The following is a 20814-nucleotide window of genomic DNA, read 5'->3' as shown; positions in this document are numbered from 1 at the left end:
AGAACGGCCTGGAATTGCAGCTTGGCCAGCACATACATATCCGTTAATGATTCGCGCTGCCGGGTCAGATAGCGTAAATTCATCAAGAATTGTCCTCGCCGCTTATACGGTTCAAGTTCTTCCTTGTAGAACAATTCCCCCAGCTGGTAGGCATCCGCTGCATCTGTCTTTACTTTACGAAGACTTGTCTTTTTCGCCTGATGTGAGATTAACGGATTGATGACGATATACAAATATTGATGCTTGTCCAGAAACTGAACGATTGGGCTATGGTAGTGACCTGTTGCTTCAAGAACAATGGCCGGCCGCTTTCCGGTAAACGATTCGAGGGCTTGTACATAGGTCAGGAACGAGGCTAGCCCCTCAAGATTATGCTCAAACCGAAACGTATTACCATGCGGCATGCCCCGTTCGGCAAAGGCTTGCGCGTGACTTTCTCCTTTGGATACATCCAGTCCAATGACCGGATTCATATAACCACTCCTCACTACGAATTCGCCGGCAGCCCCTAACCTTCTTGTCGTCCACATCATCGCATGTGATTCGGGGTCGAGCCCCAACTAGCCTAAGCATGGTGTAACAAGTAGGGGGATGAACGGAATAGCTCTCGGGATCCGAGTCCCACGGGCAGAAACGTTCGATCCCCGGCTACCGCTATCTTACGACCACATGAAAATGAGGTCGACCAGAAACATCTGGTGACCTCATAATACGAACTGGCAGGATAGCGCAATAGGCACGGCTACCTGCAATCAGTTGAATGGATGACTTGGTGGTCCATCTCCTGGCCCTAGGCACTTGAACCCGCCTATGGTGAACCGTCTGTTGTTCCTGCTGCTGCAATTCCGCCAAAACTGATAGGCCCATCAAGGTTCATGCCTGCGACGGATGAACTTAAAAACATTGTATAACGGATTTGATTCGTTACTTCGGCTGTAGGGGGGAAGTCGCCAGCATGAAAAGTAATAAATTCGCGAGCGGCTAAACCGGTAGTTAATGTGTAAATCAATGAGCCTGATCCTGGCGTGTCTCCGCTGTTTCTTTCTACAGTGATTGTAATCAAGCCTGCGCTTGCTGCACTTATTCCTACGGTTCCCCACAAGGCTACTCTTACATTGTTTTGATTAGCTGTTCCGACAACGGCTGCCGTCTGAAGACCGATATCTCCAAATAGAGTAGGCGTAGTCGGAACGGGAGAAGTACCTGAGCTATTATTTCTAGCCTCCGAGATTCGTAAATCAAGAAATTGAATGGACACTACTCGTCCCTCCTACTTATCTGGCTTGGCTCAATCTGAGAATGCTATTGCATTGAAACTTTCCTTGCATGGCATTTCATTATCGTATGCGTACAAGCAGAGATCGACTTGTGCATGTGCTGATTTCGTTGTGAAAAATTGAAGATAATACGAACACTAGCTTGGTGATTGAACTCCCTCGGTAAAATGTAGTTTTCTTACGAATGCTCGCTTATTCGCAGGATCTCACCAATGGATAAATGGCTATCCGGATAGAAGGGGCTATGTACCGTCAAATCCGGCTACCAAAATGCATGGGGGAACAGAAGGGGCGAGTTTTCGCTCCTCTTTTTAATGTTCTGCTGCACGCTACTCCACGTACCTCCGGAGGCTTACACTCCCATTTCTCGACGGGTCCATGCCCTTTCATTCCTTCGTCACGCCTATCCGGTGGGTGGAGGCCGGTTATCCTAACGGTACGGGTCTGTGCCCTTTTGTTCAACGCAATCCGGTACTCCGTGCAATCTTGAGACCCTGCGAATAAGCCAGTTTTCGTGCCAATTGAAAAGCGGTTAAGCAGTTTGTTTCATAGGAAGAGCACGCTTTGGTTCGTAAGCTTCGCCACGCTGTGCCATGGCAACCAGAAGGCGAGCAAGCTTGCCGCAGAGCTTCATCACTGAGCGCATGGGCTTCATACTTTTCGTCTTTACATTCATTTCGTGCTGTCGTTTAAACGCTTCATCATTCATGATGAGGGCCATGGTTGCCATGAACAGGGCATGTCGAAGTCTCGGTCGGCCCCGTTTGCTAATGGACATCTGACCTTTCCACTTGCCTGAGCTCGCCTCAGCTAGGTTGAGGCCGGCATGCCGCAGCAATGCATTTCCATGTGCGTAGCCGCTAAGGTCGCCAGCTTCACCCAGAATACCGGCAACTGCCAGTGTGCTCAAGCCTTTTATCGCCAGCAGTGGCTTGGCCAGTGGGATCCGAGCCAGTGCAGCCGAGACTTCATCCTCGATTACCTGCAGCTGTTCTATAGCCAGATCATATTCGGCCAGTAGCTGTTGCAGATGAAGCTTGTAGGCCTTTTCGGCATGCTTGGCGCCGACTGAGCGCGCTGCCAGCGCTAGCAACTCGCCAGCTCTTCGTTCACCACTGTGCCGCTTCATGACCGTTTTCCAGCCGTCGACTACCTGGCGAACGGTGAGCTTTTGAAGATCGGCAGGCGTTGGAAAGAGACGCAGTGTAGCCAGCGCCCCAGAGCCAATAAGGTGCTTATACACCTGCCGCAGCTCTGGAAACACAATGTCGACCCAACGGTGGATCTGGTTCTTGACGCTGACGAGACGATGGATGATGGTCTCCCGGTTCGCCATGAGGACGCGCAGTTCCATGAACACTTCGCTGGATTCCTTGATGAAAGTGTAGTAGCCGTTTTTCACCATGTCGGCGATAACAAAGGCATCTTTGACGTCGCTTTTGGAAGGTGTATTGTCCCGGTTTTCCTTGTTCTTTTTGACGAGATGAGGATTTACCAACACGACCTCGAGGCTTCGATTCTTAAGCCAAGCAGCAAGGCTGAGCCAGTAGTGGCCTGTTGGTTCCATGCCGATAATGGTGTCGTTGAGTTGGTGCGTCTTGTGCAGATCTTTTATCCACTGAAGCAATTGATTGAAGCCGGCATCGTCGTTAGAGAAGTGGAGAGGAGTGCCAAGCAAGATCCCGCGAAAGTTAACTGCGCGCGCAACATGGGACTGTTGGGCGATGTCGATCCCGACGACAAGGTGCTGGGTTGAAATGCGTTCGAGCAGTTGATTTTGTTTGGCTTGGGATTTAAACTTCAAGATAGAGCGACCTCCTTAAGATGGCTAAAGGGCTATGACCCGTGACTAACCCATCTTACCGGGGGCGCTCGTTTTTGTGCAAAGCGCAAAATTAATGCTCTACAGGAATCCTAACGAGGAACAATAGTTCAATTATACAGCCTGCCGGCGAGATACGGCAGGCTGTTCAGCTAAATGGCAGGATAACACAATAAGCACGTGGAATAGATTGGATATTACATTTAGCCAGGAGGAAATATTCCATGTTGGAATCCATAAAAGAAGACTATATATTATCCAATAAAAAAAGTTGGGATGAAGCAGCTCCACGTTTTTATGGAAGGACCGCACTTCCTATTTACGGACCATTTCTACCCACAGAGAACGAATTAAACCTATTTGGTGATCTTACTGATAGAAAGGTATTGGAAATCGGTTGTGGAAGTGGACACTCTCTAAAGTATATGGACTCATATGGAGCCTCAGAGCTTTGGGGGATCGATTTATCCGATACCCAAATCGAAACTGCACGGAATCTGCTTTCGGACTATGAAACAAAATTAAATCTTTTTCAAGGAGCGATGGAACATAATCCTGGCATCCCAATCGAGCATTTCGATATCGTTTATTCGATCTATGCGATTGGTTGGACTGTTGATTTGCGAAAGACACTCCAGAATGTTTACAGCTACTTGAAACCCGGTGGAATATTTATCTTTAGCTGGGAGCATCCGCTTCATAGTCGAATTGAACAGAAGGGTGAAGAACTAGTGATCGGTAAGTCGTACCATGAGGAAGGTCTTCAACAGTGTGAACCATGGGATAGTCCGGCAATAATGAATCAACTGAAACTCAGCACGTATATTAATGAGCTAATTCAAGCGGGCTTTAAAATTGAAAAGGTAGTTGAAGATGTTGTCATCCAAGAGGAAATTAAATCGGGAGATCCTGCAGTGTGGTACACACATAAAAAGGCATCATTAATTCCTCCTGCTTTTATTATAAAGTGCACTAAATAATGCGCCACGTTCAACTAACGGAAGACGATAGCTCAATCTTGACACGAAGGCAGCTGGACACACGATCAGTTGCCTTCGTTTATTGAAGTAAAGGGAAGTTTAGGAGCAACAGCTCAGATGATAAGGAGCCTACGGAAGGAGGGTGCGCCATTGTTTATGAGAGTAGAATTGTTTGTATCAAATTTGCAAGAATCAGCTGAATTTTACACAAAAGTTTTAGGGTTTCTAAAAGAAAAAGAAACTGAGAGATACATATCAGTGAGAAATGGTGGTTCTATCATTGGATTAGGTGCGATGACCCAACTTGATGACAATCATTATTTAAGGCAGGCAACTGGTTCCGAGCGAAAGGGTGTTGGTGTTGAAATAGTATTGGAGGTTAATGAAATTGAGAACTACTTCAGAAAATTTCAAGATAGTGATTATCCGATTCATACAGGATTAACGAAAAGACCATGGGGTACAACCGATTTTAGAATATTGGATCCTGATGGATATTATTTGAGGATAACATCGAGAATTTAACAATACCTTGTGCGCAGTTCTAAGGCCGCAGGGGCGGTTTATTGGCGATTGATTTGTTTCCCTACGGGAGACGATAGTTCAACTACACAGCCTGCCGGCAAGATCCGGCAGGCTATTCAGCTAACTGGCAGGTTAGTTGAAGATTAATCGCGGTGAACCGTGCCACAAGTGGCGGCGAAAAAATATGCAGCTATGGGTGATGAAGGAACATTAATTCATAAGGGTTGCGAACAATACATGAGCACCAGTGCTATTGGGGAAGCCGCTATCTCACCTGACTTGAGTCTCGGTAAAAGTGGACAGCAGCTTGCGTGTTTCAGTTACGACTCGATTGATAAAATCATCTGAGCGTACTTGTGTGGAAGCAAGCATCGGCCTTCCGTTCTCGTCATAATACACACCGGATGCATCAGACTTGTCGGTCAGGACCTTGGTTATAACTCGACCGGCGCGCTTCGGTGTACTCCAGTACTTGATAAAGGGAGCTAGTGGAGACATTACATACTTTGCGATAAACCGGAGGATGGCATTCGCATCACGACCAAGACCGGTGCCGGGGTTGAAACCCGGTTCAACTGCGTTAAATCGCAGACGCGGCACCTCGCGTGCGAAAGCGAAAACCGTCGCGAGATTGCACTGCTTGGAGGTTGCATAAGCATCATAGCCCGGCATCTTAGAACCGCCGGATTTCCATTCGCCGCGTGCGCTCGCTTCGGCAGAGATGTAGCGTCCGCCGCGGAACCCGGCGGCAACCGCAGGCTTGCGCGCCGGGTCCTCAACTCCCGAGCAGGTGAACACCACGTTTGTGCCGTCTGGCAAATGTGGGATAAGCGCCTCCGTAAATGCGAAGGGTCCAAGGTGATTTGTAGCGAAAGCGAGATCCCAACCTTGCGCGCTTCGCCCGTTCCGCAAGGGCATAATGCCCACATTGTTAGCCAGGCCGGCGATTGGAAGCATAAGGGCGATGATCTCTGCTGCTGCTCGGTGCACACTTCGAATGTCGGAAAAGTCGCATACGACTGATAAAGCTTGGCCGCCTGGCAATGCATGGATCTCCGATTTAAGCGCACGGAGCTTGTCGGGGTCGCGGCCTACCAACACGACGGTACCTTGTTTCGCGAGTTCTAGAGCAGTGCGACGGCCGATACCTGACGTAGGCCCGGTGATGATCCATGCTTGTTTGGTATGCTTCGTTTTATTCATAATGACTCCTTTTTGTAACGATTTGAGATTAAGCTTATTACTTCATCTATAATTGAAATAGGAGTGAATCTGTACGGGTATCATTACTACCAGGATAGAAAAGAGAGGAAATCAATGCGATGGATAACGCTGAACGCAGATCCAAAGAATTCGGAGATTTTCTTAAAACGCGCAGAGCAAAGATCTTGCCCTCACAGGTTGGACTACCCGAAGGAGCTCACCGCCGCACTCCGGGTCTAAGACGGGAAGAAGTTGCTTCTCTATCAGGAATCGGATTAACCTGGTATACGTGGCTAGAGCAGGGACGTCCAATACAAGTCTCTGTACAAGTGCTTAATAGTTTAGCAAGAACCTTAAAGCTGGATAAACAAGAAACGATGCATCTCTATACACTTGCCGGGCAGGCACCGCCAATAAGTTTTCCAGGCTACATGGAGGCTGTCGATCCGATGCTGCAGCATGTTTTAGACAGCCTTGAATATTCTCCGGCAACGATTATGGATGTTCGCTGGAATGTGGTTGCATGGAATAAAGCTGCCTCAAAGCTCTCGTTGGACTACAGTAGTATTGATATTTATAAGCGCAATATGTTGCGTATTATGTTTACAAATGAAGAAATAAAAAAGACGTTTACGGACTGGGCCACTGCCGCCCAAGGAATGGTTGCCAGCTTCCGAACTGTCTATAGTAAACTAGTAGACGATCCTTGGGTCGAGCAACTTGTGAATGAACTTAAAAACGAAAGCAATGAATTTCGATTATGGTGGGCTCTGCACAATGTCAAAGCAGAGAATAGTCGACTGAAGACTATTATTCACCCAAGTTTAGGACACTTGAATTTTGAGGAAACCAGTTTTATGGTTGCCGATCATACAAGTTTACGAATGAGTGTGTTTACACCGCAATCGGGCACAGGTGCCAAAGAAAAAATCATTCAATTTTTAATGAATCAAAGTTTGTAATCGGCGATAACAAAGGCATCTTTGACGTCGCTTTTAGAAGGTGTATTGTCCCGGTTTTCCTTGTTCTTTTTGACGAGATGAGGATTTACCAACACGACCTCGAGGTTGCGGTCTTTGAGCCAGGCAGCGAGGCTAAGCCAATAGTGGCCAGTGGGTTCCATACCAATGATGGCGTCGTTTAATTGGTGCGTCTCCTGCAGATTTTTCATCCAATTCAGAAGAAGGTTAAAGCCGGCGTCGTCGTTAGAAAAGTGAAGAGGCGTGCCAAGCAGAATCCCTCGGAAGTTGACGGCGCGTGCAAAATGGGACTGCTGAGCAATGTCGATTCCGACGACAAGGTGCTGGGGTGAAATGCGTTCGAGTAGTTGATTTTGTTTAGTTTGAGCTTTAAACTTAAAGATAGAGCGACCTCCTTAAGATGGTTAAAGGGCTATGACCCGTGACTAACCCATCTTACCAAGGGCGCTCGTTTTTGTGCAAAGCGCAAGATTAACGCTCTACAGGAATCCTAACGGGAGACGAAAGATTAATTATACATCCTGCCGACGAGATCCCGGCTTTTCAGCTAACCGGAGATTAACACCTTAGATGGTCTAATGGCAAAAGTGCACTATTCGTAATGATTCCCGGTTTACGCTGGTCGGGGCGAAGCCGCTCCAAAGGGTATATCGAAGTGTTGTGGGCGGTAATTCTTCATATACCGATGGAGATGGATGCACCTATTCAGCAGATCAACTCGGAACAGCAGGCACAACGAAAGGAACAACAGGACGATGGATGGCTGGATCGGGAGCGCAGCGGACACCCCCATGTCAGAATGGGGCATTTGTGGAAAACGGCTTTTTCATTAAAGTCAATGGGAGGTCATCTTAAGAAGAATAGCCCAACAACGCTCATGATCAAGTGAAATTTTTTATGACAACGATTAACTTTTTTTGCAGTTTTCAATAGCGTGCAGGGTATCGGTCAGGTATTTTTGATATTGTCGTACTCTATACTCGTCTTTAGACTTTTGAAAAAATGAAATCCATTTTTGCAATTCTTCCTTTCGAGCTTCCAAGGTTACGAGAGTAAGAGGAGATTCATTACTTTTAGATACCACAGTATGCACTCCAAGTTTTAACTTATTAAAACAGAATTACACGCAACTTTTAATATCCAAACAACACTGCTAAAACCTTCAAATTATAAGATAAGGCACGGCCGCTTTGGCGCTCTGCAAGACCGTTTTGAAGATGATGATGCATTGCAGTACAAAAGAGACACGTCAAGCCAGCTCGATCGGGGTCAAGTATGACAGTTACTCGCCCTTTTCTTTGCGGAATCGACCGGGTGTCAACCCCGTTCACTTTGCTGACGAATAAAGCTCTGCACGTTATCATATCCGATCCGGAAGTGATCGAGGCGCTGGTCGAAGTGTCCGGCGGCGTGTTGAAACCCACTATTCTCTTTTTAACTCCTGCATGCTCTTCAAATGCGCTTCTGTCCGGCGAGCATTTTGTAATGCGTCGGAGAGAGGCCGGTCGTCGACTTGAATAGTTTAGACAAATAAGAAGAATCCGGAATGCCCGCCTGCTCGCCGATCGCGGATAAAGTTAGGTCGGTAGAAGCGAGCAGCCACTTTACTTTGTCGATTCTTTTGCGGTTGACGTATTGGATCGGCGTCGTGCCGAAATGTTTTTTTGACAGGCGAATAAAGTAATTGGGATGCATATGCGTCAAATCCGCCAGCTCCTGAATCGTAATGTTCCGCTGAAAATGATCGTCGATGTAAGCCAGCGCTGCCCGGAGTATGTCGGAAGTTTCGGCGTGCGCGAGCTGAATGTCGATTTGAACGGACCGGTCGAGGAAGTATCCGACGAGCCTCAACAGACAAGCGTTCAGATTCAGCGATGAGGAGAGGGAGTCCGTGCGTTCGAGACGGAGCATCTCTTTAAACAGATACGCGGGCAGGTCGTCATTCACCGGTACGTCGATCATCCAGGGGAGACGAATCAAGTCGAACAAGTTCATCGTTCCGATCTTCGCGGTAAAATGACACCAGTATTTCGTATAAGGCTTGTCGTTAATGGCGGAATAGGATTGTCGGATACCTTCAGGCATAAGGGCCAACTGGCCCGGCTTCGGATAAAGCTCCTGGTCGCCGATTTTAAGCCAGCCTTCTCCGTCCGAAATGAAGTAAAACTTGTTATAGTCCGGCGTATAATCGATGTCGCGCCAATCGGACCAGACCGGATTAAATCCTAACGCGGTCACGTTAACCTGCAAGTTGGACAGGTACATCTGCAGAAGCCGCTTGCGAGCAAGTCCGTTATTCATATGATTCACCTGCACGGATGGTTAGTTTTATACAAGCAAAAGTTAGGTTTGTATCTTCTTCAGGATAGCACATGGATGCTACCATGGGGCTGTCTTAATTTGAAGCGGATAGCCGGAGGTGCTTGTATTGAAAGCTGATTTTGAAAATGGACCGTTTAAACCGACCTTCGATTCCTTAAGGACGTTCGAGTGTCCGGAATGGTTCAGAGATGCCAAGCTTGGCATCTGGTCCCATTGGGGGCCTCAGTCGGTCCCGATGGTCGGCGACTGGTATGCTCGCTTTATGTACATGGAAGATACCGAACAGTATCGTTATCACGCTCGCGTGTACGTCCATCCCTCTGAATTCGGATACAAGGACATCGTACAGCTTTGGAAGGCCGAGAAGTTCGATCCCGAAGCTTTAATGGAATTGTACGTAGCAGCGGGCGCCAAGTACTTTGTCGCGCAGGCGATGCACCATGACAATTTTTTTAATTATGATTCAAAATGGCATAAATGGAATGCGGTGCAAATGGGGCCGAAAAAGGACATTGTGGCCTTGTGGAAGGCCGCGGCCATAAAAAAGGGACTGCCTTTCGGCCTGACCGAGCATATGGGGGCGACCTACAGTTGGTACGCGCCGAACAAAGGCAGCGACAAAAAGGGACCATACGCTAACGTTCCCTACGACGGCAACGACCCGGCCTTCGAAGACTTATACTTGCCCAATCGGGAGCACTATGACCCGAACAAAGGCATGTGGGACCTGGACCCTTGGTATACGCCGAACGAAAGCTGGCACCGGCATTGGCTGGAGGTCATGAAAGAACTGATCGATCGGTATGAACCGGATTTGCTGTATTCCGACGGGGCCCTTCCATTCGGGAGAATCGGGGAGAGTCCGACGGAATCGGACGGTGCGGCAAGGTTCGAAGCCGGTTTGGAGGCGGTCGCCTACTTGTACAATAAGAGCGCGAGCCTGCACGGCGGCGTCAACCAGGCGGTATACAATCAGAAGGATCGGCGGCAGAGCGTATATTCCATCGGCATTCTGGATATCGAACGAAGCCAAGAAAGCGACATCAAGACGGAGCCCTGGCAGACCGATACTTGCGTAGGAGAATGGTTCTATAACGTCCGCGCAGTTTATAAAACGCCTGCGCATGTCATTGAAATTTTGGTGGACATCATCTCTAAGAACGGGAATCTGTTGCTCAACATCCCGCAGAAGCCGAACGGCACGCTGGATGACGAATGCACCTATCTGCTTCGGGAAATGGCCGCATGGAGAAGCGTAAACGAGGAAGCGGTCTATGGCACGCGCCCGTTTCGCGACTCCGGCGAGGGGCCTTCAAGCGTCGTCATCGATCATTTTAAGGAGGACGCTGTCGATTGGACGCCTGCGGATTTCCGTTTTACGCGACGCGGTAACGTCCTGTACGCCTTCCAGATGCGCTGGCCCGAAGACGGAAAAGCGATCGTTCGCACTTTGACGGAGGCGGACAAGGTGAAGTCGGTGAGGCTGCTCGGGGCCGGGGAGGTTCCTTTCGAACAGCCTTACGGAACGCTGATCGTGCGCCTGCCTGACAAGCGGCCGACGTCGTACGTCCATGTGCTTGCTGTCGAACTCGAGGAATAGCCCCTTACTCGCGTAAAAACCCGGCCTCCATAGGCCGGGTTTTTCTCTGTATGCCGAAGCGTATACTATTGTCACAAATATAACCCTTCAATTGTCTTCACTGATGTACAACAAAACCAACAAAACTGGAGGAAGAAAACGATGTCGAATTTAATCGCCGATATAAAGATTCCCGATAGTAAACTAGCCGTCGAAGCCGCTGAATTATTGCGTGAGCATGGCGACGACCTGCTGTGGAACCACTCGAACCGGGTATTTCTGTTTGCGGCGATGAAGGGTAACCAGAATCAAATCAAATACGATTCTGAACTGCTTTATATCAGTTCGCTATTCCACGATCTCGGCCTTACTCCCGCATACAGGAGCGAGGACAAACGCTTTGAGGTCGATGGGGCTAATGCTGCCCGCGATTTTCTTAAAAGTCGCGGCGTTCCGGAAAACGCCATTCGCCTTGTATGGGATGCTGTTGCCCTGCATACGACCATCGGAATCGCCGAATACAAGGAAACCGAAGTGGCGCTTATGAATTTTGGCGTCGGTTACGACGTGGTCGGGAAGAACTTCGATCTCATCTCAGCAGAAGCGCGGCAGCAAGTCGTCGAGGCTTTTCCTCGAAATCAGTTCAAACACAACATTTTGCATGCATTCTTGGAAGGCTTTAAACACAAACCGGAAACTACGTACGGAACGATAAACGCCGACGTGTGCGAAGTGCTTCTTCCGGGATTTAAGCGTCCCAACTTTTGCGATCATGTCCTTCATTCCAAATGGGATGAGTAATGGACGCTCGGCTGCCTTTGGCTTCGATCCGCAGCTTGCTGAGGCCGTATAATCGGAGCGGATATACGCGATGACGGAAGCCGTCCGGCTCTCGCTGGCTTCCCGCTCGGCCGGTTTGCGGAACAAGTCCAAAAACGACGCCTTGTCCGGGAAGGCGAGAGCGGGAAGGGGCAGCCCTTAGGGTGAAGCGATATTAAAATCGCTTCACCCAAATTGTGTTTATAACTTGGAAACAACAGGCCGAGGATCATACTTCTTTCTCGCTCTGCTTATATTGCGGCTTACATGAAGGAGCGCCTCGTTGTAAACCACCAACCGCCGGCGAGAAGCACGCTTGCCACTCCGAATGTCAATCCGAATCCTTGCACAAGGGAATTATTGGACAGCAGTGTCAGAATTCCATCGACAAGTTTACTCCGAAGCGGCGCGATCGACGTGAAGACTGGTATCGCCGCAATAAAGACTGCCCAGATCGTCCAGCCCGCAGCATGGCGAAGTCCGGAGAATAATAAGTTCAAAAGCGACACCAGCAACAGATATGCCCCGAACTGGTACACAAACATTCCGATGATGCCGAATTGATCCCAGTGAAAAATTTCGAGAATGTTAAACGTATGCTCATAATTGCGAATCACGTGTATCTCCAGTTGGAACCAAACGATGTTGAGTACGGCGAAGAAGGCCGCCGATACCGCATAGACCAATAAGACGCCAACATAGTACTCTCTACGAGTTGCGCCTAAATGAAGTAGCCGCTTGAAAAAGCTTGCTGGAAGGACGCTGCCCACAAAGATCAAGAACACATTGAGCAAATTTCCGGCCGACACCGAAGCGTTCTCTCCCGGTCCCATCGCGAGACTGATGATTAGATCCGTAGTGACACTTACGGCGAGTATGCCTAAAATAATCCACAGATAGAGCCTGAGTTGCAGAAAGGATGCCTTCAACAGTACGCTCGTTTTATTCAATTCGCTGTCCCCCTTCGATCAAGTAGGAGAAGAATTTCTGAAGCGGCAGGCTTTCGATGGAAATGCCGAGTTCATTAGCCAGCTGTCGATCCGAATCGCCGAGCGTTGCATAGACCGCAGCCAGAAGGCCTTTGCCGTATGTCTCTTGATAGATGACCTGCCTGCCGTAAATGAAGCTCTCAACGGTTTCCGGGTCCCCCTTCAACAAATGAGACTGTTTTTGGATGTTGTCTACCTCGTCGTGTAACTGAATGGAGCCGGAATCCATGATATAGGCCTGTTGAATGACCATCGCTATTTCGTCGATCAGATGGGTCGAGCACAGAATCGTACGCGGGTGTTCCGCATGATCCTCGACCAGGATACGGTAAAACCTTTCACGCATCAGTACATCGAGACCAAGTACCGGTTCGTCGTAAATCGTAAGTCTCGCACGGCTTGCCAGACCGATGATATTTCCGACCAGGGATTCCATTCCTCTCGAGAGCTGGCGGATTTTCTTATTCGGATTGAGGTTGAACATTCTAAGCAGCTCGTGTGCGAAGGACCAATCCCAATTTTTGTGAAACACAGATGCAAGTTGAAGGATCTCCATGACCTTTGCGCCGCCAAAGAACAGATTCTTTTCCCGGATATAGCAAACATCCTGCGGCGTCTCCCCTTTCTTAAGCCAAAAACCCGCAACTTCAATTTGGCCGTAACTGGGGAATAGACAGCCTGTTATCATGTTCAGTAAGGTCGTTTTACCGGCGCCATTGCGGCCGAGGAGTCCATAAATGGTATTCTCGTTCAGCTTCATTTCGAGATTTCGGACGGCATCGTGTTTGCCGTAGTTCTTCGTTAAATTCGTGCAAGCCAGAATTGTCCTCATTTCCGCTCACCCACCACCCTATCCTTGAGATTTTCGAAAGATTTGACAGTACCAAACAAATCGATTAATTTAAGAATGAACCGTTCATTCTTAAAATATAAAACGAAAATGAGAATAAATCAAGGAGGAGGAATGACTTTATGAACACGGAACGCGCAATTATTATTGGCGGGGGTATCGCCGGACTGCTGGCAGCGAAGGTGCTATCAGGATTTTATAAAGAGGTTGTGATCGTGGACCGGGACGCTTTTCCTCAGGAACCCGAAAATCGTCCCGGAACGCCTCAGGCCTTTCAGCCGCACCGTCTCACGCCTCGCAGCAGATTGATTCTAAACCGCTTATTCCCTGACTTTATCGATGAATTAATTAAAAACGGGGCTCATCCCACTCGCGGGAAATGCGCGCATCTCTTTAACCCCTACGGCTGTATGGCCGCAGTCGAACAAAATCACAATGCTACTTTCAGCAGAGCCCTGCTCGAATGGGCCATACGAGGCTATATTCGAAGGACTGAAAATGTTCGCTTGCTTGATTTGAACGAAGTGACGCAGCTTCAAACGTCCGAAGATCGCTCTCGGATAACCGGCATCGTAATCAGGGAGCGTAAATCGGGCGATCGTAAACGGTTCACGATGACGGCAGATCTGATTATCGACGCTAGCGGACGATTCTCCAAAACCGTTCAATGGCTCTCGGAGCTCGGGTACGAAGTTCCTCAGCCTGAGCGATTAAAGATCGATCTGGGTTATAGTACTCGCCGTTACCGCATCCCAGCCGGGCGCAAGGAAGCGTTGGATATGATTCGTATAGAGGGCGATCCTCTTGCTGCAGCGCATGCAGGCGCTTTTTCGATCATTGAAAACGATATCGCAGAAATGGTACTCTGGAACTTAAATGGCCGATATCCCTCCACCGAGCCGGCGTTATTCGAACAAGAAATACGCCATTCAGGGAATTCGCTATTGAATGATGCGTTGAACGGACTCGAACCGATCGGGCAACCGCGCGGATTTAGGTTACTTGAATTGTCCAGGCAGCATTTTGAAGAGATGCAGCATTGGCCGTCGGGACTGCTGATCATGGGAGACGCCTTCTGCCAACTTGATCCTGTTTACGGCCAAGGAATGACGCTGGCTGCGATTGAAGCGGAGATCCTTGAAGCGTGTGTTCGGCGTCAGTTGAATCAACCCAAACCTCGCTTCGAGCTTGATGTCCTTCAGCGGATGCAGGATTGCATTGAGGCGGCCTGGTGGTTAAATGTCGTGTCCGACCTGCGGTGGAAAGGCGTGGAATATTTCGGTGCGAAGCCGATTCAAGGCTTGGCGTTCGCGCAGAATTATTTCGATCATATTCTGAAATGGTCTACGGAAAACGCCAATCACGGTATATCGGGATTATATTGGCTCATCAACTCTTTGTTCTTATCCCCGCAACAATTATTTAATGCGGACATGGTGGCAGCCATGACGGCTGCAGGCGGCTCCGGCGAAGCTAAGCGATGGCTGGACCGCTGGATCGAGGAGTCGGATCGACCGCTTGTTGAGCGACTGTCGCAAACGATCCCTTCATTTGAGGGAGCCACCTTCGCTGCATTGGACCAACTTATGCCTTCGAGTTGATCCGTTATCGCAAGTATCTAAGCTGAAAGGAGTGCCTAACCGTTGTCGCCCTTATCCGAAGAACAATTGATTAAACGGCGAGAAGCTCAAAGGCAGCGAATCGTAGAAGCAGCCCTAAAGGTATTTGCCGTGCGCGGCTTGCATGGAGCCAAGATGAGCATGGTCGCCGAAGAAGCCGAACTGAGCGCCGGTCAGCTCTACCGCTTTTTCGAATCGAAGGAAGAACTGTACATCACCTTAATTCGGCAAGTTGCCGAGGAGACGGCCCAGGCGATGAAGAGTATCTACGATCTTCCCGGTTCCCCTTTTGACAAACTTCGCACCTTTACCGCAAGCATTCTGAAGGAGGAGAGCGCGCAATTTCCATTCAAGCTGATTCAGCACGCCAATACCGCCGAAGACGTGCCGGATGAAGCCAAACAACTGCTGCAACAATTTACCGCGAAGCGCTATATCGAGCAGCTGCTTCCTCTGTTCGAGGAAGGGCAGCGGATGGGAGATATCGCGCAAGGGGATACCCGCAAGCTCATTTCCGCCTTCTTGACCCTTTTATCCGCATTGATTACGCTCAACATGCCCATCGATGACGATCATCAAATGCCGGATGCGGATATTCTCATGCGAATTATAGAGGGTCCGCGCGTCCGAGATCGCTAAGGGCCACTCTATCGATGGATATCACGAGCAAACGGTAAATAGGCATTTGATGAAGCAGCAGATCAATGGATTTGGGTGAAGCGATGTTATCATTGCTTCACCCATTTTGTGTGATAAACAATGCAATCGATTTTTGCCGGAGATCGCCTAAGCAGCAGGCTTAAGCAAAAAGACGCTGTTCCGACATTACGGCGAGCAAGCAGAACTTGCTGGAATCTCGCCCTCGGAGGTCCGTGCCCTTTCAGTTAATATAGATTCTCAGCCCCATGCCGATACGTTTTCCAGCCCATATACTTGCCGAACGCTTCTTCCAGAGAATCCGCGACCGACGACATGCTGGAGGAGACGTGATGCTCGAAGCCGCTCTCGCAAATATAACGAAGCAGCTTCTGGAACTTCGGCACCTGGACGGCGCCGTAGCCGCCGAACGTCAGCAGCGGATCGCGGGTGAATATTCCTTCGCCTGTATAAGTCGCGATGCCGCCGTTCAAATCATCGGTCGTGATGCCGCAGTACGTGAAGGGACTCGCTTTAATCCGCCCTTGAATCGTGCCGAGCGTATTCTCCCTGCCTACGGTACCGGATAAAATCTCGTGGTAGTCCATATGAATTTCTTCGAAGACTTCCTTCGGCAGGTTGCTGCAGTGGAATACGACGCCTTTGTCCGGATCCTCCCCATAATTGTTGTTCCAATCGAGCAGCGCGCTCGGTCTGCCCGATGCCTGTTGGAGCGCGTACATGCCGACCAGGCCGGTGATGTCGACCTCGCATGCGCTGGGAATCAGGCTGCTGCTGAGCATGCTCATGATCGTGCAGGGCACGATGCCGAAGTACTCCTCCATGGACGTCCAGCATTGCAGCGCAGTGCCGGCGAGGTCGTTTTCGTTCATCCATTCCTCGACGACAACGCCTAGAGACGCCATGCGGAAGAGGTTGTCCTGGGGGAATCCCTTCACGTCGACATACGCCGCGATTTCCTCCAGCTTGCGTTTGACGGCTGGATCGCTATCTTTGCGTTTATTCGCGCGGCCGAACACTTCGGACAGATCGAGCGTCTCGATCGTAATGCCGGAGCGCTCAAGAAGCTTCTCGCTATACCGAACCGTATTGAACGAAGCCGGCCGGGCGCCGATCGAGCCCAGACGGGCGTGGCGGAGCGACCGGACGACGCGGCATGTGCCCGCGAAGCGGCGCAGATCCTTGCGGAAGCTTTCGCTCGACGGATCTACGGTATGCAAGGTGGTCAAGGAAAAGGAAATCCCATACTGCTTCAGGTTGTTGCACACGGACATTTTCCCGCAGAAGCTGTCGCGACGGTCTTGGATGCCCATCTTCGTCATGTCGTCATTGAAGGCATGGACAAGTACGGGTACGTCCAGGCCAGAGTAGCGAATCGTATTCGCGATGGCTTTCTCGTCCCCGAAGTTGGGGAGCGTGACGAGGATGCCGTCAATATGTTCGCGGTTGGCTTTGAATAAATTTCCGCAGGCTTTGGCATCGTCCAGCGTCATGACCGCGCCGTATTTCGTATCCGCGACATCTAATACGACCGCATCGATGCCTTCCTCCTCCAGTACGCGGAGAATTTCCGTTCGCCCCGACTCGCACAGATGGCCGGGGAAGAAGCCCCGATTGCCTACGATAACGCCTAGCTTCGTCCGTTTGATCTGTTTTTGCGCCATAGCCCGTTCCTCCGATGGATAAAATCCCAGAATATGATTCTTTTCCTTTATGCGTTGCCGCGGCGATCTTCAGGTCCCGTCCATGTCCCGGTTTTCTCTTCCCAGCGCCAGCCCGCAAGCGGTCTGCCGACGGGGAGCCGGTCCCAGCCTGCACGGATTCTTGACTGAACCTGATCCCACGGTATAATCCCGTTCGTAGCTCCCAGATGTTCGACGCTGCAGGCGCCCACCGCCACTGCGCCCGTCATCGTTTCCTCGGGTCCATGATGCAAAAGCAGACCTTGGATGAAGCCGGCGATCGTACAGTCGCCGGCCCCCGTCGTACCCGCTACGGCAGTCCGGAAGCAAGGCGCCCATAGCTCTCGGTCGGTCCAGGCCTCTCCCATTGAGGGCGGCAGCCGATCCGCGAACATAGAAGACAGTTGCGCAGCACTGCGCATGTACAAGCCCGAAGCGCCTAGTTTGAGCACGACGACACTGCAGCCCATGGCAAGCAGGCTTGCGGCAAGCGCCCGGATCGTCTCTACGGATATCGATTCGCAAAGGTGATCGCCTTTTAAGGCCATTCGCTCATATCGATCTCGGTTCACCATCATGAGCATCTCTTCAAGGCTTGGCATGAACACGTCGACGTAGGGAAGCGCCTTGGACAGCAGCCCGGTCCAATCGGCCGCATAAGCCGCAGTTCCTTTTCCCGGCATGGCCATGTCCAGCGAAACGGTCATCCCATGATCCCGGGCGGTCTTCAAGATGCCGGTCAGCCGGTCGCCGCCGTCGTCGTACATGCCCTTCATGAGCGGCGGGTAGCCGAAATGGAAATGGCGCGCCCCGCCGTACCTGTCCCAAGCGATATCTCGCGCCGAGAACGTATCGTTGGTGCCGGGACAATGAATAAAAGTACGGTCCGTTCCGGGCGGATTGATAACCAGCGTATACGAACTGGCTTCTCCTGCAGCCTGGGCGATGTCCTTGGTAAGCGAAGGATGAACTTCCCCAAGCAGCTTAAGGGTCAGGCTTCCGAAAAAATCGTCGCTGACCTTCCCGGCAAGCCGTACATTCGTACCCAGCCGATGCAGGGCGATCCCCGTATTCGATACAGCCCCGCCTGTGCAAAATTCCGCTTCGCCGACCTCGATCAGCGAGCCGGGCGTCAATCGGCCGCGATCCGATTCGCCAGGGAGAAACTTAGGGATAATATCGATCGAGATATGTCCGCATACAAGCACATCCGCCGTCGCAGGCGCGTCGTTGCCGTTTTCCGCCATTTTTTGGTCTCCTTCGGCTGCTTCTGTTATTGCTTGACGTATTGCCGCCAGTAAGCGACCGACTCCTGGTGGTCGGGAATAATATTAAACTCTGTAGACCAAGCCTCGCGGTGATAAATTTCGAAGATAAGTTCCGCTTCAGTCGCGCCGGACGCTTCGAGCGCTTCGATCACTTTGTCCGCATGGATAATGCCGATGTCGTTGTAAGCCTTCGTGAACGGCCAATGCCGGCTATGTCCGGCCTCCGTCTGCTGCAGGTGGATGATGGGGGACAAGCTGCCCAGCTCGCGAATCCAACGATACGGATCGCGATCGTCAGGATGCGGCGCGTGGCCGGGGTCCAGACAGAGCTTAAAAGGAATACCGGCTCCATCGTTCAGCCTGGCGAGCAGCTCTCGCGTCTCCTCGACGGTATTGGCGTACTCCCGGGGAATGGACATCGGCTCGAAAATCATGCAAGTCATGCCGAGATCTTTGCAAAACCAGCTGAGCTCTTGCCAATACTTGATGCCTTCGGCCGTTCGTTCTTCCCGGATCGCAGGACTGTCATAGTCGGAGAAAGTAAGAATGCCGGGATGTCCGCCCGTCATCTTGGCGCCCATTCTGGCGGAAATAACCGCGAACTTTTTGAACCAAGCCAGCCAGGCCTGTCGTTGCTTGGCATCGGGATGCATGAAGTGATTCACCCGGGTGAACGAGCTGAGAAAGCTGCTGGTGATCGACAAACCGTATTTATCCGCATTTTCGATAATCTGCTCGGTCTGCTCTTCGACGATGTCGTCAGGCAAATAGACGTTAAGCAGGTCGGCGACAAATTGTACGTATTTGAGTCCCATTTCTTCGGCGACGATACGGGTCCAAACTTGGGGCTCGGGGTATTTGTTATTGGCAAAGCCCATGTTGATGCCAAGCTTCAAATCAAGCGCCATGTGTAGATTCTCCTCTGCGTAGGATGACGTTAACGTTAACATTAACGATAATGTAAACATTAAAGCAGTTTGGAATCGCTGTCAATGCATAAAAAAGCGTTGGCTTAGCAGGGAGGCGAGTCCCTGTAAACCAACGCTTGACGATCTTATTGGGCGACGCTATAGAAGCGATCTCGTGCTGTCCCGGACGACGAGCCGCGTATCCACGACTTCGTGATAGCGTTTCCCGGGATTCTGCTTATGGATCCGTTTCAACAGAATCTCGAACGCTTTGCGGGAAGTTTTCCCTTTGGAGTTGCTGACGCTCGTCAATGGAAAGGGAATGAAGAATCGCGATTGTATGTTGTCGAAGCCGACGACGCTTATCTCGTCGGGCACCTTGATCTGATGCTTGTTCAGGACAAAAATGGCCTCCCAGGCCATCATATCGTTAAAGGCGAATAACGCGGTGAAAGGCAGCCTCGATCTGATGACTTCCGTCAGCTCGATTCGGACGCCGCCGGAGAGGTGGGATACTTCGCGGATGAGCGCGGGATTCGCGGCAATGCCCGCTTCCTCCAGCGCTCGGGCATAGCCGGACAGACGCTCGCGCGAGCTGGAGATCGAACGGTGCGCATTCAGGAAAAGGATGTCCCGATGACCGAGCTCAAGGAGGTGCTTGGTGGCCAAGTAACCGCCCTTTTCGTCGTCGCTCACGACATAGTCCATCGTATCGTCTTCCAAATGGCGACCCAGCAGAACGAAGGGGGTTCCCGTGCGTTCCAGAAACGCCAAGTTGTTGGCATTGCCTTGAGAAGGACAAATAATGATGCCGTCCACGTTTTTGGACAAGGCGGATTGGATCGCCTTCTTCTCGACATCCTGATCTTCATACGAATTTAAAATGAACGTCGTATAATCCTGCATCCGCGCGGCGCGCTCGATCTCTTTGACGGCGATGGAAAAATGGGGATTCGATACGTCGGCGACGATGACGGCGATCGTTTTGGTGACGCCCGAACGAAGCGAGCTGGCCATGAGGTTGCCGATATAACCGAGCTCTTGCGCCTTTTGTTGAATCAGCTTGATGGTGGCCGCGGAGATATCTCCTTTATTTTTAAGCGCGCGGGAAACCGTATTGACCGTAAAGCCGGTCTGTTCGGCAATATCCTTTAACGTCGTGGCTTTGACCGGAGGCCGCACCTGTTCTTCGCTCATTTCACCATTCCTTATCCCGCATGTCCGCGGTCGGTATCCTGTGATCTAAATAGTAGGGACACCTAGACGGGTTGTCAACATGCCATGGTTAGAATAGGACGGCAAAAAACCGGGCGGCAACCGCCCGGTCTTCGTCT

The 20814-nt window shown here is 50.6% G+C and carries 18 protein-coding genes and 1 pseudogene; 7 read left to right on the top strand and 12 right to left on the bottom strand.

Going from position 1 to position 20814, the window contains the following annotated elements:
- The 3 genes from BM235_RS12910 to BM235_RS12905 form a co-directional block, all read right to left on the bottom strand.
- Nucleotides 1-473 (bottom strand): IS110 family transposase (locus tag BM235_RS12910; RefSeq protein WP_143106677.1); only part of this gene is annotated, 473 nt, incomplete at its 3' end.
- A 335-nt stretch (nt 474-808) separates the two neighbouring features.
- Nucleotides 809-1258 (bottom strand): hypothetical protein, encoded by a 450-nt coding sequence (locus BM235_RS31655; RefSeq protein ID WP_143106676.1) that lies wholly within the window; start codon nt 1256-1258, stop codon nt 809-811.
- A 551-nt stretch (nt 1259-1809) separates the two neighbouring features.
- Nucleotides 1810-3081 carry an IS110 family RNA-guided transposase gene (locus BM235_RS12905; protein WP_090113498.1) on the bottom strand — a complete coding sequence of 424 codons (1272 nt, stop codon included), beginning with the start codon at nt 3079-3081 and terminating at the stop codon, nt 1810-1812.
- 242 nt (nt 3082-3323) lie between these two features.
- Between BM235_RS12905 and BM235_RS12900 the strand changes: the two genes are divergently transcribed.
- Nucleotides 3324-4079 (top strand): class I SAM-dependent methyltransferase, encoded by a 756-nt coding sequence (locus tag BM235_RS12900; RefSeq protein ID WP_090113496.1) that lies wholly within the window; start codon nt 3324-3326, stop codon nt 4077-4079.
- Between the two features lie 156 nt (nt 4080-4235).
- The gene (locus BM235_RS12895) at nt 4236-4604 is read left to right on the top strand and encodes a VOC family protein (RefSeq protein ID WP_177244227.1); all 369 of its coding nucleotides are present in this window, start codon (nt 4236-4238) and stop codon (nt 4602-4604) included.
- 270 nt (nt 4605-4874) lie between these two features.
- Here BM235_RS12895 and BM235_RS12890 read toward each other — a convergent pair whose 3' ends face one another.
- Nucleotides 4875-5807, bottom strand: coding sequence for an SDR family NAD(P)-dependent oxidoreductase (locus tag BM235_RS12890; RefSeq protein WP_090113490.1), 933 nt, complete (start codon nt 5805-5807; stop codon nt 4875-4877).
- Nucleotides 5808-5926: 119 nt separating this feature from the next.
- Here BM235_RS12890 and BM235_RS12885 point away from each other — a divergent pair, with 119 nt between their 5' ends.
- Nucleotides 5927-6769 (top strand): helix-turn-helix transcriptional regulator, encoded by an 843-nt coding sequence (locus tag BM235_RS12885; protein WP_090113487.1) that lies wholly within the window; start codon nt 5927-5929, stop codon nt 6767-6769.
- Here BM235_RS12885 and BM235_RS12880 read toward each other — a convergent pair.
- A pseudogene (locus BM235_RS12880) lies at nt 6769-7170 on the bottom strand (transposase); the annotation flags it as partial. The gene BM235_RS12885 and the pseudogene BM235_RS12880 overlap by 1 nt on opposite strands.
- Before the next feature lie 1069 nt (nt 7171-8239).
- A complete protein-coding gene (locus BM235_RS12870) occupies nt 8240-9088 on the bottom strand; it encodes an AraC family transcriptional regulator (RefSeq protein WP_090113481.1) in 849 nt (282 codons plus the stop codon).
- A 127-nt stretch (nt 9089-9215) separates the two neighbouring features.
- Here BM235_RS12870 and BM235_RS12865 point away from each other — a divergent pair, with 127 nt between their 5' ends.
- The gene (locus tag BM235_RS12865; protein ID WP_255374345.1) at nt 9216-10709 is read left to right on the top strand and encodes an alpha-L-fucosidase; all 1494 of its coding nucleotides are present in this window, start codon (nt 9216-9218) and stop codon (nt 10707-10709) included.
- A 141-nt stretch (nt 10710-10850) separates the two neighbouring features.
- Nucleotides 10851-11489, top strand: coding sequence for an HD domain-containing protein (locus BM235_RS12860; protein WP_090113475.1), 639 nt, complete (start codon nt 10851-10853; stop codon nt 11487-11489).
- Nucleotides 11490-11770: 281 nt separating this feature from the next.
- On the opposite strand, the gene BM235_RS12855 is transcribed toward BM235_RS12860, so the two are convergent.
- Together BM235_RS12855 and BM235_RS12850 are read right to left on the bottom strand one after the other, a co-directional pair.
- Complete coding sequence (locus BM235_RS12855; protein WP_090113473.1) at nt 11771-12457, bottom strand: hypothetical protein; 687 nt, start codon at nt 12455-12457, stop codon at nt 11771-11773.
- On the bottom strand, nt 12450-13328 hold the full coding sequence (locus tag BM235_RS12850; RefSeq protein ID WP_090113470.1) for an ATP-binding cassette domain-containing protein: 879 nt from the start codon (nt 13326-13328) through the stop codon (nt 12450-12452). The genes BM235_RS12855 and BM235_RS12850 overlap by 8 nt, the downstream gene beginning before the upstream one ends.
- A gap of 140 nt (nt 13329-13468) precedes the next feature.
- On the opposite strand from BM235_RS12850, the gene BM235_RS12845 reads away from it, so the two are divergent.
- Both BM235_RS12845 and BM235_RS12840 read left to right on the top strand, forming a co-directional pair.
- Nucleotides 13469-14947, top strand: a complete 1479-nt coding sequence (locus BM235_RS12845; RefSeq protein ID WP_090113468.1) for an NAD(P)/FAD-dependent oxidoreductase — start codon at nt 13469-13471, stop codon at nt 14945-14947.
- A gap of 42 nt (nt 14948-14989) precedes the next feature.
- Entirely contained in the window at nt 14990-15604 is a 615-nt protein-coding gene (locus BM235_RS12840; protein ID WP_255374344.1) for a TetR/AcrR family transcriptional regulator, read from the top strand.
- A gap of 245 nt (nt 15605-15849) precedes the next feature.
- Here the strand turns inward: BM235_RS12840 and BM235_RS12835 are convergent, their stop codons facing one another.
- The 4 genes from BM235_RS12835 to BM235_RS12820 all read right to left on the bottom strand — a co-directional run bounded on the left by BM235_RS12835 (nt 15850) and on the right by BM235_RS12820 (nt 20677).
- The gene (locus BM235_RS12835; protein ID WP_090113465.1) at nt 15850-17286 is read right to left on the bottom strand and encodes an L-fucose/L-arabinose isomerase family protein; all 1437 of its coding nucleotides are present in this window, start codon (nt 17284-17286) and stop codon (nt 15850-15852) included.
- Nucleotides 17287-17333: 47 nt separating this feature from the next.
- A complete protein-coding gene (locus BM235_RS12830; RefSeq protein ID WP_090113462.1) occupies nt 17334-18551 on the bottom strand; it encodes a carbohydrate kinase family protein in 1218 nt (405 codons plus the stop codon).
- Nucleotides 18552-18577: 26 nt separating this feature from the next.
- Nucleotides 18578-19480: a sugar phosphate isomerase/epimerase family protein gene (locus BM235_RS12825; RefSeq protein WP_090113459.1), complete on the bottom strand. Its 903-nt coding sequence runs from the start codon at nt 19478-19480 to the stop codon at nt 18578-18580.
- Nucleotides 19481-19639: 159 nt separating this feature from the next.
- Entirely contained in the window at nt 19640-20677 is a 1038-nt protein-coding gene (locus BM235_RS12820; RefSeq protein WP_090113457.1) for a LacI family DNA-binding transcriptional regulator, read from the bottom strand.
- Between the last annotated feature and the right edge of the window lie 137 nt (nt 20678-20814).

The sequence above is a fragment of the Cohnella sp. OV330 genome, from assembly GCF_900112065.1.
Lineage (GTDB): Bacteria > Bacillota > Bacilli > Paenibacillales > Paenibacillaceae > Cohnella.
This window is presented reverse-complemented; position numbering and strand designations above follow the sequence as displayed.

Coding starts and splice junctions, on each gene's coding strand:
- BM235_RS12900 (WP_090113496.1), top strand. CDS start 3,324: ATGTTGGAATCCATAAAAGAAGACTATATATTATCCAATAAAAAAAGT.
- BM235_RS12895 (WP_177244227.1), top strand. CDS start 4,236: ATGAGAGTAGAATTGTTTGTATCAAATTTGCAAGAATCAGCTGAATTT.
- BM235_RS12890 (WP_090113490.1), bottom strand. CDS start 5,807: ATGAATAAAACGAAGCATACCAAACAAGCATGGATCATCACCGGGCCT.
- BM235_RS12885 (WP_090113487.1), top strand. CDS start 5,927: ATGGATAACGCTGAACGCAGATCCAAAGAATTCGGAGATTTTCTTAAA.
- BM235_RS12870 (WP_090113481.1), bottom strand. CDS start 9,088: ATGAATAACGGACTTGCTCGCAAGCGGCTTCTGCAGATGTACCTGTCC.
- BM235_RS12860 (WP_090113475.1), top strand. CDS start 10,851: ATGTCGAATTTAATCGCCGATATAAAGATTCCCGATAGTAAACTAGCC.
- BM235_RS12850 (WP_090113470.1), bottom strand. CDS start 13,328: ATGAGGACAATTCTGGCTTGCACGAATTTAACGAAGAACTACGGCAAA.
- BM235_RS12845 (WP_090113468.1), top strand. CDS start 13,469: ATGAACACGGAACGCGCAATTATTATTGGCGGGGGTATCGCCGGACTG.
- BM235_RS12835 (WP_090113465.1), bottom strand. CDS start 17,286: ATGGCGCAAAAACAGATCAAACGGACGAAGCTAGGCGTTATCGTAGGC.
- BM235_RS12830 (WP_090113462.1), bottom strand. CDS start 18,551: ATGGCGGAAAACGGCAACGACGCGCCTGCGACGGCGGATGTGCTTGTA.
- BM235_RS12825 (WP_090113459.1), bottom strand. CDS start 19,480: ATGGCGCTTGATTTGAAGCTTGGCATCAACATGGGCTTTGCCAATAAC.
- BM235_RS12820 (WP_090113457.1), bottom strand. CDS start 20,677: ATGAGCGAAGAACAGGTGCGGCCTCCGGTCAAAGCCACGACGTTAAAG.